Here is an 11,896-nt window from a genome sequence, read left to right as displayed (position 1 = left end):
TTGGGCAAAACAATTGATGCGAGCGTAACGGAAGGCTTTTTAGCCGTCAGCGGCATGGAAATTCAAGTGATTCGGAAGAATATCAAGAATTTTCACCTTGCTGTCTTACCGCCGGAAGGAAAAGTTCGTGTAGCTGTGCCTCATCATGTGAGCGATGAACGCGTGCGCTTGGCCATTATTTCAAAACTCGCGTGGATCCGTAGACAACAGGCTGATTTTAAGCAGCAACCGCGCCAATCCGAGCGCGAAATGATTAATGGCGAAAGTCATTACCTGTGGGGAAGACAATATCGCCTGGAAGTAATTGAGCAAGCCGGTAAACATCGTATTGAAACTAAGGGGAAGAGCAAGCTTTGCCTCTATGTTCAACCTGGTACTTCTGTCGATAACCGACTCCTGGTGTTGAATAACTGGTATCGCGAGCAATTAAAAATAAAAGTCGACGAACTGGTAGAACATTGGTCCCCCTTAATTAAACGTAAACCGAAAACATGCAGTATCCGTAAGATGAAGACCAAATGGGGGAGCTGCAATATTGAAGCTAAACGAGTCTGGTTAAACCTTGAGCTCGTTAAAAAGCCACCTGAATGCCTGGAATACATTCTTGTTCATGAAGTAGTCCATCTGCTAGAGCGCCATCACAATGAGCGTTTTCGCAAATACATGGATAAATTTTTGCCAAAATGGCGCGAGCATCGAAATTTGCTCAATAAATTGCCATTGGCGTATGAGGATTGGCAGTATTAAGGTGTAATACATTGCATGGGCAATCATGGTTTGGGTCGCTTTTTGCTATTCATACTCCTGGCATTAAAGTGCAAAAGATTTAATATTTGAATTTTTCGATAAAACTGTCTCCATTTCCCTTGAAGTGTGGCTTGGGTCGACGATTTTGGTATTCAATAGGTAGCTCTGCTACAATATGCGGTTAGCCTATTGAAATGGGTGTTTATAGGCTATATATGGTTATATAGCCGGGTTACTCATTTCAACCTTGTCGCATTAATGCGCAATTACTTCATTTATTTGTCATGCAAATCACACAAAATACCGCTGTCACTTTGAATTACACCATGTTCAGTGCTGAGGGCGAGGTCATCGACCAGAATCAGCAGCCCATCGTTTATTTGCATGGTGGATATGATAATATTTTACCAGCAGTGGAAGCCGCGCTGGATGGCAAAGCCGTTGGCGACAAAGTCTCTGTGACTTTGGCTCCAGAAGAAGGTTTTGGCGAATTTGATCCAGAATTCGTGCGTGAAGAAGATATCAGTGCGTTTCCTCCTGATATCGAAGTTGGCATGATGTTTGAAACACGTGAGCCAGAAACAGGCGAAACCATGCAATTCCGCGTTACTGCCATCGATGCAGGCGTGGTCACTGTCGATGGTAACCATCCCCTGGCTGGCATGACCATACGTTTCGATGCAGAAGTGCTGGAAGTTCGTGAAGCCACTGATGAAGAAGTTGTGCACGGTCACGTACATGGCGAACACGGTCATCATCATTAATATGTATGCACAGGAATAGCTGAATTCTGCTTGTTCCTGCATAGGGGAGTCCATGTACATGGTTCCCCTTGTTCTTCGCTGCTGATCTGCAGTGTCAATTCAAGTCCAAGTGCAAGCCAAGGGTGTGTATGAAAGACTATTATTTTATTCTCGGTATTGCCACCAATGCGAGTCTGGCAGACGTCAAGAAGGCGTTTCGTCAAAAGGCTGCAGAGTTTCATCCAGACAGAAATGATTCTGAACTGGCGCCGGAAAAATTCCATGCGGTCAAAGAAGCTTACGATATCTTGTCGGATGAAGCAGCGCGTACTGCCTATGATGAAAATCGCAGGCGCAATTTGCTGGACTCTCCTATCGAGACAGCGACCGAAATCTGGAAAAATTATTTATCAGGAGTATTGCAGTGAAATTGTCACGTTTTTTTGAAGATATTATTCCGCTCTATAAGGCTGAATTGGAAGATTTGAAATCCGATTCCGAGGGCAAAAACGTGCTCAAGGCCAGGTTGCGTGAAAAGGCCGAACAATTACCCATGTTGTTGCCGATGATGGCCAGCAACCCTGAAATGTTGGCAGTGGCTTTTCATCAGGGTTTCATCTTCATGAATCCATTGACGATGGAATCATTGATCACCAAAGAAGCAGGCAAATTTCCTTCCTGGAAAACTTTGTCGGCAGCAGTCAAACTGGAACCTTGGGCTGAGCCACTAAGCCGCATCGTCTTGAAAGACCCTGACGGTGAAGCTTTCATGGTGACGGCTGCAGCGCTGGAATATCTGAACCGCAGCAATACCACACGCAAGGCTGGTGCCAGCGATGCGGCAGATGCTGATGAGGATGAAGATAAAGAAGCCAATGATGAAAATGAAGAGCTGAAAGAACATGGCGATCTTGATGGCCAGTATGGCAGACATGGTCGCGATGACGGTGATGATGGCGATGACTATGATCTGGGCGAAGCCGGTGCAGACTGGTTGGCTGAGCAAGGTTTTGACCGCAAAGAATAAGGAGTACAGATGAATTATCCTGCATTAATCGAAGCCCAAAGCCTGGTCAAGGCGGGTGATATCGCCGGTGCTGAACATGCGCTGGCTAATCTGGCCGAAACCGAAGGCGACAAAGCACTGGTAGCCGCCCTGGATGAATTCCCCGCCAAGGATTTGCTGGCGATTATCCGAGAATACGATGCTTCCAAAGAGTCTTTAGTGAATCTGCTGGTCACCCCTGAGCAATTTGCCCGGGCCGTGGTGCTGGAACGTCGCTATGGCGACCAGACTCATGAGCAATTGCGTGGCATGGTCAATTCCGTTATTTTCCGCGATGGTGCTGATCCGGCAGAATTCTTGTATGAAATCGCCGAAGTGGAGGGCGGCTATGATGCCCTCGTCGATTACCTGCTCGACAGGGCGCAAATGGTAGAGCATTTCTACCGCTACGCGACTTTCGATTTGTATGAGTATGGTGACGACAATAAAACACAGGCACGTGATGATGATTTGTTAAACCTGACACGTGACACCGAGAGCCTGGCATCGCCTTTGGATATGGCAAATCTGGAAGATCATGACTGGATGCAGGTGACTTACATCCTGCGTTATGAATTGCCTGAAATCTTCCGCGAAGTGTTGATGAAATTGCGTGCGCGTTACAAGGCTTATCAAGCCAGCCTTGCACAAGATGAATTATTGGAAGGCGGCGAGGGCGGCACTGAAGAAGAGCAGGAAGAACGCCCTAAAAACAATGATGATGGCGATGACAAGGATGATGACGAAGAATCAGCCTTGTAATTGTTGATATTATTTTGATGCATGTGGCAGGCAGAAGTTTTTCTGCCTGCTTTTCATTTCCATAGTCTGCTTCTATTCTGGTATTTATGCCTGAAAATACTTTTGAAATTGCCCTGCTTGATAATCGCCCTTACTTTGAATCGGCGCTGCGTTATGGCGTGCAAAAGGCAATTATCTCCACAGCCAAAATTGCTGCGATTGAGGCAGAAGCCCCAAAAGGCATGGTGCAGATAGCGGATGCTTTTGGCAGTAAATACCTGCGCCCTGAAATTGAAGCGGCACGCAAACGTATCGTCAACCTGGCTAGCTTGTATCTGATTGAGACCACTAAGGGTGATCTTGAACTCGCTGCCAAATTGATACGCGATAACACCTTTCTGACTTTGTCACGCGGCGGCTCTGGCTTGTTGAAAGCCTTGTTCGCCATGCCGGAATATGCCTTGCTGGGACATGAAGCCAAGGGCAAGGTAGAAGATTTTCTGGAAGCCTGGTCACTCAAGGAAAAGCCAATTGAGTATAGGAATACACTCGAACACCGTCAAATGAATGCGCTTGAAATCGAGGCTGGTTACTGGTTTGGTGAGGAACTGGGCTTATCTGCCAGCTACCTCAAAGAAGAAGATGTCGAAGCCGTGTCAGTGGTCCGCACTGCCTTGTTGCTGCAAATGTTTGGCAAGCCCGAGGCGACGTTGCAAAACCAGGTGGAGTTTGCCAGCCTCATCGACGCTATCCGTGCATACACTGCAGCGAAGTTGAAGAAGGCTTTATCCGCAATTGATCTGGCTGATATCCCTGAGAAATTTCATGCCATCGTTGAGCGTGTGCTGGGCGAGATCAAATCCCATGATCTTCCGCGTCTGCAGGATAAATCAGCGTCTCTCGACAAGCTTGTGTACGAACTCAAGGATCGCTATTATTTGCGCGATCATGAAGTCGAAGATACTTCTGAATACGATGCCCTGGTGTCCAAAGAGTGGACGAAATTAACCAAGGGTAAAACTGACATCGATTCTCTGCTGACTTTGTTTGTCTGCATCGTCGGCGGCATTACACCTAAAACGACCTTGCCAGAAAAAACGGCAAAAAGCCTGGTCAAAAAATTTCGTGATGAAGGATTTAATCCTGAGCTGGCAACAGACTGGATTAAAACAGCAGCGCCTCACGAAAAGCAGGAAGGCTTGCTGGAAGACTGGAATAATTTCGTCGAAGAAGCAGGTAATTATTTAATGGATGACTGGGATACCAATTACACAGGGGCCATGCGCTTTCTGGATGCGAATTGCCATATTCAAAAACCAGCAAAAAAATAATTGTCGTGCTGGATCAAATTTCAGGTGTAATTTGATCCAGCAAAATTTTGCATGATCCACTCATTTGCAGACTGCCATATCAGGCGGATGTCCGGTGACTTAAACTATAGGCGCTATTTCAGGCCGCTTTTGGTAGATGTCCCATTTTGCAATTCTGGGTGCTCATTGAGCAACTGCCCCTGCATGGCAGTGATGCGACGCAATTTCTCTTCTCCTTTGGCAATATCTGCAGGTGCTATGCCCATGTCGCGTGCACGGGCAATCGCTTCACGCAGGCGTGGTATTTCTTCATCCGCAGCCAGTACATAGGCCGCATATAGTCGCGTGTTTTGTCTCGCTTCATATTGCTGGTAGGCTTTTGGGTCAGCCAGTTCGGCTGCCGTTGGCATTTCCTGAGTGATTTGGCTGTGGGCTATGGGGGGCGTGCGAGAGTCGCCATCACGAGTAGCAACAAGGCTCTGCGCGGCAGAAATTTCTGGCCCTGTGGGTAACAAGGCTACAAATTTTCTTTCGTCATTTCGTTCCGGGAAAGGTGGGGGCCATGTAGCTGTGCGCATATTGTCAGGCGTTTCCAACTTGCCGCTGGATGAAGGGCTGGTAGCTTGCTGCCTTGGGGGAGTATCTTCAGCTTGTGGCCACAATTGCCAGATCGTCAATCCTGCTGTTACAGTAATTGCTGTTGCGATGAGTATGCTTTTCATGGTTGCCACTTCGCTGTTTGATTAATTTAGCAATGCCGCCTGGTTGATCTCAATTTTTGCGCTCTTGCGCAACTGCGCCTGCAGGGACGCTAGCTGGCGAATGGCTTTTTCCTGTGCTAACGCCCGGCTCGCCAGATAGCGCACTGTCTCTGAAGCTGGATCCTGATAGCCTTCATTGCGTTTTTCCACCAGCACGATTTCCCAGTGAGCTGCCTCGTTGGCGGCGACGGCAGTGCGTATCGGTGGTGATACTTTGCCAGGTTCTTGCATGTAGGCCAATTGCTCCAGCCAAGACAATTGTCCCCGATGTGCGATCAGGCCCATGTCACCGCCTTGCTGTGCGTCAGGCGCTGTTGAATATTGTTGTGCCAGACTGGCGAAATTGCTTCCCTGGCGTGCCAGTTCTGCGACCTGCCTGGCTTGTGCCTCATTATCGAGGCGTATATGACGCGCTTTGACCGAGACTATGCGCTTGAACTCTTCCTTATGGTTGCGGAAATAAGCCAGCACTTCTTTTGGCTTTACTTCGGCTGCGAGCTGATTCAATAACCTGCTTTCAGAATCGGTATCAGCGCCTATTCCATGCAGGTTCATGACGGCCTGCACAGTATTTTTCTCTTCCACGGCCCGCCTCAGATCCCTGAGCGCAGACTCTCCAAAACGTTGACGTGCCCAATCAAGCACATACAGGTTGGCCAGATAAAGCTGAGCTTGCTGGCGAATGAAATCACGGTTACGGTTGAAAAATTCCACCCGCCCTTGCACATTCTGGCGGCGAAATACGCTGAGCAAATTGATGTTACTCGCTGGTGCAAAATTGCTACGCAAGACAAGTACATGAGTGGCGGCGGTTTGCTGAGCCGGGTTCAGGGTGTAGTCAAGCATGACCCTGTTTCTGAGACCAAAAACGCTGTTTAGCTCCTCTTCTTCCAGTTTGCCCTGTTCCTGGATTAGGGCATCCAGCCTGCCTCCCGGAAGTTTGCTGATGGCGGCTTCCAGATCCTTGCGATAAACGGTTCGCAAATAACCACTTAATTGGTTGTCCAGCGTCACATCGGGTTCAAATGCCACCCGTCGTGATGCATGCAGTTCTTCTTCGGCAAACCTCTCACGTGCCTCTTCTGCGAGCAGGCGATTACTGAGGATGTTGTCGAGGATGTCGGCGCGCCCGGTTTTGGGTTTGTCCAGTTGTGCCATCTGGGCGAGCACGTCCAGTGTCAGTTTGTAGACCGGATTGCCATTCAGATATGCGACTGGTGCTGGCTGAAGTGCAATCTGGTTCGCCGTCACTGCTGGAGCAATGTCCACTGCCGTTGCAGCAGCAGACATTGCCATACACAGTACAGACAGGCAAGTCTTGATAATCGTGATGCTCATTGTTAATCGCAAGCTGGTGCCTGGTCTGTACATGGTCAACCTCAGCTATTCAAGCGGTTAGCGGCGCGGTTCAGGACGTGAACCATCATGGCAATCGCGTGAGGCACTACCTGGCGACCAACGCGGATGCGGTCATTCTGGTCAGTGGAGGAAAGCACGATGCCGCCATTTTGATAGGAGTAAGTACCGCCCTGTGTCAGCAATTGGCGTATATCTGTGGCATTGGGCGCCAGTGGCGTGAAGTCGGCCAATGCTGCATTGACCAGAGCTGGATCATTCAGGTTTTGGCTATAGTAATAGCTGTTGACCCATTGCTCCCATCCAGAGTGATTGCGGGCCGAGGTGGTCCAGGTGTGATGAGGCTGCAGCAAGTCGGTGGAATGCATTACAAAGCCCAGGCTTTGCAGACTGGGGCTACTGAGAAATTGCTGGAACCAGTATTGCGCCAGATTATCGATAGGCTGGAAGGGGATTTTCTCAAAATCGGCATATTGGCTGGGTGTGGAATAACCACCATGGCGGTAATGCGCCTCGGTTACACCATAGCTGTTGTACTTGCTATTGTCACTGAACCAGCCTTTCATGCCGCCAGGGCCGTCATCCAGATAATCGCCAACCAGCCAGGACGCGGCCAGGTTGTCTACATCGCCAGCCACAGTGAGTTTGGCATAGTTATAGCCGCCAAAAGGATTGCCATGGACGTCAGGGCCTGATGTGTGGTTTTGGAAGTGCCAGTAAGACGTGTATTTGACGATGCTTTGTGCTGCGCCCCAGACAGGAGCCAACTGGCAATCGCCGGTAACTGCACCGCAAATATACGTATCGGCAAAATCATCAACGTCATAAGCACCCTGGCCCATGGCTGTGGCGAACTGTTCCACGGTAATGCCTGCCCGCGCCAGGCCACTTGCCAGTGCCTTATAGTTGGTTTTGTCAGGGTTGTTTTTCATGAAGTTCACCGCGTCTATGGCAATACGACGGTGAGTCTCTTGCTGGAATGCATGTACTGGGGTGAGGCTGCAGAGCAAGGCAGCGACGGCCGCCAGTTTGAAAACGGATTTCATGGAACGTCCTTCAGGTTTGGTTATGAAAAGGAGCGAAACTTGTACCGCTGAAATGATCGCTGCGACAAACTCATGCCTGGAGACATGAGCTGGAGTCGCAGCAAGTACGCAAAGCCATTGGAAATTAAATAATTTCAGCGAATTAGCGTTTTAACATGGACGAAAACGGTGGCATTACTGTTTTTTCTAGAAGGTGAGCTCTAGTTTTCCGTAATCAATATGTCATTTTTCGTGCGTAGATATAAGAAAAAACAAGCTTTTTTGATTGCTGTGATGCAAACTTTGGGATACGTGCAAAGAGGGGGGAACTTCAGGCTGGATATGAGGTGAACGCTGACTTGTTAATGCATTGCAGTGCAGCAGTGATTGGATGAAGAATGATATCGGGAAGATAGGGCTGGTGATGAAAATTTCAAAAATTACAGATGGTGATGTTGTTAAAAGGTAACGGTAACATCTGCAGGAATTTGTCACCCTTTCATTTCAAAAGATGACAAATCCCGTGTATGCACGTTATAAACTTAATTCCAGTACCTGACGACTTACCTCCAGCGTCACATCACGTTTTTCACCCAGGCTGACCATGCGATGGGTTTCCAGTGCTGACAAAATAGGCGCAATATCATCGCTGCCAAGTTGATAGTCGCTGAGACGTGTCTTGACACCCATTTGCTCAAAATAATCCTGCATGCGGCTGATGGCTGTTTCTATGCGGCTGTCTTCATCGCCCTCATGCAGATCCCAGACTCGCTCGGCAAATTGCAGCAGTTTTGCCCGTTTGCCTTCCTTGCGTACCCGCAGCATGCTAGGCAGGACGATCGCCAGTGTTTGGGCATGGTCAATGTTGTGCAAGGCGGTCAGTTCATGACCTATCATATGCGTGGCCCAGTCTTGTGGTACGCCAGTTGAGATCAGACCATTCAGGGCCATGGTGGCGCACCACATGAGATTGGCGCGTACGTCATAGTCTTCGGGGTTGATCAGGGCTTTTGGACCTTCTTCTATCAGTGTCAGCAACAGACCTTCGGCAAACCTGTCCTGTACTGGAGAATTCACCGGGTAGGTCAGATACTGTTCCATGATGTGGACAAAGGCATCGACGGCACCATTGCCTATCTGGCGTGCGGGCAGGGTATAGGTCTTGGTTGGGTCCAGTACCGAGAATTGCGGGAAGCAATGACGGCTGGAAAATGCCATTTTTGCCTTGATGGATTTGCGGGTGACAACACCACCATTATTCATTTCAGAGCCAGTTGCCGGCAAGGTCAGTACGCTGCCAAATGGCATGGCCTTGGTCACATTATTGCCACGTTTTTCCATGATGACCCAGGGATCATCGCCTTCAAACAAGGCAGCTGCTGCAATGAATTTGGTGCCATCAATGACAGAGCCGCCGCCAACGGCAAGTAAAAAATCTATCTTGTTTTGCTTGATGAGTTCGACAGCCTTCATCAGTGTCTCATAGCTGGGATTGGGTTCTATACCGGTAAATTCAGTGATTTTGCGTGTGCCAAGTGCCGTGATGACTTCATCGTAGACACCATTTTGTTTGATGCTGCCACCACCATACAGCATCAGCACATGGGCTTCGGCAGGGATGACTTTATTCAGGTCGGCTATGCGCCCTTGACCAAACAGGATTTGCGTAGGGTTGTAAAAATCAAAATTCAGCATATGCATTCCTCCAGAAAAAAGACATCTTAGCGCAAATATAAAAAATCGACCGGTCGTGCACTTTTTAATGACTTAAGAATAAGAAAACTGTCGGTTTTTTATGAAAATCAGGGCCTTGTTGTTTGCTTAAGCTGTTCTTCCACTCCGCCGCAGTTTTCGTTAGCAGTGATTCTGTGTCCAGGCTCAAATCTGTTGCCACGCATATCAGGGTAGTTGGGTGGCAGTGATTACTCAACGCTTCCAGCATGGCGGCATTGCGGTAAGGGGTTTCTATGAGTAGCTGTGTTTGCTTCTCTTTTTTTGATCTCTCTTCGAGTTCTTTAATGCGCTTTGCCCTGAGCGCGGCATCCGTCGGTAAATAACCGTGAAAGGCAAAGCTTTGGCCATTCAGCCCGCTGCCCATCAATGCCAGCAGTAGTGAAGAAGGTCCAACCAGAGGGCGTACCTTGATATTGCGCTGATGAGCGAGCCTGACCAGGTTGGCGCCCGGATCAGCAACAGCGGGCACGCCAGCTTCAGATATCAAGCCCACGTCATGGCCTTGCAATAAGGGCTGTAACAGGCCGTCCAGTGCTTGCGCAGGGGTGTTGATATTCAATTCACTGATCTGGATTTCCTGCATGGCTTTTTGCAGGGGGTGTGCCTGCGACAGGTATTTTAAGTAGGCGCGTGTGGTTTTGGCATTTTCAGCAACGAAATGGCTGAGTTCTGCCGTCATTTTTTGTACGGTGTCCGGGATGATGCTGGCAAGTAAATTAACTTGCTGATCTTCGTTCAGACCCAAGGTATTGGGGATTAAGTAAAGCGTGCCTGTCATGAGTTTTGATTTTTTATTTATGGAATGTACAAAGGTTAATTTTATAGCTTGAAGAAACTCAGGCCTGCATTGCGCAACATGCTGGTCAGGGCGATAAGTGGCAGGCCGGTTAATGCAGTAGGATCTTCACTTTTGATGCTTTCTATGATGGCGATTCCCAGCCCTTCATTCTTGGCGCTGCCTGCGCAATCGTAAGGTTGCTCTATGCGTAAGTAGGCATCTAGTTCAGCGTCACTTGAATCCCTGAATTTGACCATCGTACAGACATCCTGAATTTGCACAGGAAAGGCGGCATGTTGGCGATTATCCAGGACACACAGGGCGGTATGAAATGCTACTTCACGCCCGCGCATGAGCTGTAACTGGTGTAAAGCGGCTTCATGATTGCCTGGCTTGCCAATTTGCAGGCCATCCAGCGTGGCGACCTGGTCTGAACCTATGATAATGGCTTCTGGCTGATTTTTTGCTATCGCCTCTGCCTTTTCTTGTGCCAGGCGCAAGGCAGTTTGTTCCGGGCTTTCACCTGACCTGGGGCTTTCATCAAGTTCAGGTGCTATACTTTCGAAATTGAATTGCAGCCTTGCCAGCAATTCACGGCGGTAAACTGAGCTTGATGCCAGTATCAACCTGGTCAGCTGCTTATTTGTTTGCATTGTGAAAACATTTTCTTTGATTTTCATAGCCATTACGTGAAAAAATCACGTCATTTCTTTGACTACTTAGGTGTAATCCTGTTATTATCGCAGGTTTTCTGGGTTCAAATAATCCTATGCAAGCATTTGTGATTGACGCTTTCACGTTCTCCCGGCTCGAAGAGCAGCGTTCGGGAAGCATTTTAGTCGCAGATTTGCCGCGTCTGGCAGAAGAAAGTGCAAGCACCGACGGTGCTTTGGACTGGTCTCTGCAGGGTGGAAAAGACGAACTGGGTCATCCGCAGTTGAAGTTATCTGTGAATGGCACGGTGCAGTTGATGTGTCAGCGCTGCTTGACATCGTTTGCATTTGATATTGACTCTGAATCCATATTGATACTCGCCAAAAACGAAGAAAATGCAGATGAAATTGAGGCATTGCTTGAAGATGACGAGATCGATGTTGTAGTGGGTAGCAAAACATTCAATGTCATGGATTTGATAGAGGATGAGGCGCTACTGGCAATACCCCAATCGCCCAAACATGCAGTATGCCCGGAACTACCGTTGGCTTCAGCAGATACTACTGCAGCGATTGACGCGGAAGTCGGCAAAAAAGCTTCACCTTTTGCCGTGCTGAAGAAAATTAATGGGCGTACCTAGTGGCATTATTCTGAAAAAACACTCAGGTCGAAGTATTGTTAGGGATTCTTGGTTGCTGATGTTCGCATTCTTCAACCAGGCGTGTTAAATTTTAGAAACATTTTTTGAAGTATTAGGAGTTATCATGGCAGTTCAGCAAAATAAAAAATCCCCATCCAAGCGTGGCATGCACCGTTCCCACGATTTCCTGGTTGCACCACAACTGGGTATCGAGCCAACAACTGGTGAAACACATCTGCGCCACCACATCAGCCCTAACGGCTTTTACCGTGGTCGTAAAGTATTGAAAACCAAGAACGACGAGTAATCTCTGTTCATGGTAAAGAAAGCGGCGCAACGAGTCTTGGACTTGGCGCCGCTTT

14 protein-coding genes are annotated in these 11,896 nt (G+C 48.4%); 8 read left to right on the top strand and 6 right to left on the bottom strand.

Annotation, left to right across the window (positions count from 1 at the left end; all coding sequences use genetic code 11):
* The 6 genes from DFR42_RS03700 to DFR42_RS03675 all read left to right on the top strand — a co-directional run bounded on the left by DFR42_RS03700 (window position 1) and on the right by DFR42_RS03675 (window position 4,607).
* Complete coding sequence (locus tag DFR42_RS03700; protein ID WP_245936818.1) at window positions 1-747, top strand: M48 family metallopeptidase; 747 nt, start codon at window positions 1-3, stop codon at window positions 745-747.
* 284 nt (window positions 748-1,031) lie between these two features.
* Window positions 1,032-1,511, top strand: coding sequence for an FKBP-type peptidyl-prolyl cis-trans isomerase (locus tag DFR42_RS03695; protein ID WP_110253571.1), 480 nt, complete (start codon window positions 1,032-1,034; stop codon window positions 1,509-1,511).
* 128 nt (window positions 1,512-1,639) lie between these two features.
* Window positions 1,640-1,918 (top strand): DnaJ domain-containing protein, encoded by a 279-nt coding sequence (locus tag DFR42_RS03690; RefSeq protein ID WP_110253570.1) that lies wholly within the window; start codon window positions 1,640-1,642, stop codon window positions 1,916-1,918.
* Window positions 1,915-2,517, top strand: a complete 603-nt coding sequence (locus DFR42_RS03685; protein WP_110253569.1) for a hypothetical protein — start codon at window positions 1,915-1,917, stop codon at window positions 2,515-2,517. Before DFR42_RS03690 ends, DFR42_RS03685 begins: the two co-directional genes overlap by 4 nt.
* 9 nt (window positions 2,518-2,526) lie before the next feature.
* Entirely contained in the window at window positions 2,527-3,297 is a 771-nt protein-coding gene (locus DFR42_RS03680) for a hypothetical protein (protein WP_110253568.1), read from the top strand.
* An 86-nt stretch (window positions 3,298-3,383) separates the two neighbouring features.
* Window positions 3,384-4,607, top strand: coding sequence for a hypothetical protein (locus DFR42_RS03675; protein WP_110253567.1), 1,224 nt, complete (start codon window positions 3,384-3,386; stop codon window positions 4,605-4,607).
* A 113-nt stretch (window positions 4,608-4,720) separates the two neighbouring features.
* Here DFR42_RS03675 and DFR42_RS03670 read toward each other — a convergent pair whose 3' ends face one another.
* The 6 genes from DFR42_RS03670 to DFR42_RS03645 all read right to left on the bottom strand — a co-directional run bounded on the left by DFR42_RS03670 (window position 4,721) and on the right by DFR42_RS03645 (window position 10,893).
* The gene (locus DFR42_RS03670) at window positions 4,721-5,308 is read right to left on the bottom strand and encodes a hypothetical protein (protein ID WP_110253566.1); all 588 of its coding nucleotides are present in this window, start codon (window positions 5,306-5,308) and stop codon (window positions 4,721-4,723) included.
* A 21-nt stretch (window positions 5,309-5,329) separates the two neighbouring features.
* The gene (locus DFR42_RS03665; RefSeq protein WP_110253565.1) at window positions 5,330-6,718 is read right to left on the bottom strand and encodes a peptidylprolyl isomerase; all 1,389 of its coding nucleotides are present in this window, start codon (window positions 6,716-6,718) and stop codon (window positions 5,330-5,332) included.
* Between the two features lie 8 nt (window positions 6,719-6,726).
* Window positions 6,727-7,749: a phospholipase C/P1 nuclease family protein gene (locus tag DFR42_RS03660; protein ID WP_110253564.1), complete on the bottom strand. Its 1,023-nt coding sequence runs from the start codon at window positions 7,747-7,749 to the stop codon at window positions 6,727-6,729.
* 513 nt (window positions 7,750-8,262) lie between these two features.
* Window positions 8,263-9,423: an iron-containing alcohol dehydrogenase gene (locus DFR42_RS03655; protein ID WP_110253563.1), complete on the bottom strand. Its 1,161-nt coding sequence runs from the start codon at window positions 9,421-9,423 to the stop codon at window positions 8,263-8,265.
* 64 nt (window positions 9,424-9,487) lie between these two features.
* A complete protein-coding gene (locus tag DFR42_RS03650) occupies window positions 9,488-10,240 on the bottom strand; it encodes an SAM-dependent methyltransferase (RefSeq protein WP_110253562.1) in 753 nt (250 codons plus the stop codon).
* Between the two features lie 41 nt (window positions 10,241-10,281).
* Window positions 10,282-10,893, bottom strand: a complete 612-nt coding sequence (locus DFR42_RS03645) for a Maf-like protein (protein ID WP_110254223.1) — start codon at window positions 10,891-10,893, stop codon at window positions 10,282-10,284.
* Between the two features lie 116 nt (window positions 10,894-11,009).
* On the opposite strand from DFR42_RS03645, the gene DFR42_RS03640 reads away from it, so the two are divergent.
* A complete protein-coding gene (locus DFR42_RS03640; protein WP_211324135.1) occupies window positions 11,010-11,534 on the top strand; it encodes a YceD family protein in 525 nt (174 codons plus the stop codon).
* 124 nt (window positions 11,535-11,658) lie between these two features.
* Window positions 11,659-11,841, top strand: a complete 183-nt coding sequence (gene rpmF / locus DFR42_RS03635) for a 50S ribosomal protein L32 (RefSeq protein WP_008449924.1) — start codon at window positions 11,659-11,661, stop codon at window positions 11,839-11,841.
* Window positions 11,842-11,896 lie beyond the last annotated feature (55 nt).

This window comes from Undibacterium pigrum (assembly GCF_003201815.1).
In the GTDB taxonomy this organism is placed as follows: domain Bacteria; phylum Pseudomonadota; class Gammaproteobacteria; order Burkholderiales; family Burkholderiaceae_D; genus Undibacterium; species Undibacterium pigrum.
Note: the sequence above shows the minus strand (reverse complement) of the source record. Positions and strands in the feature narration are given on the sequence as shown.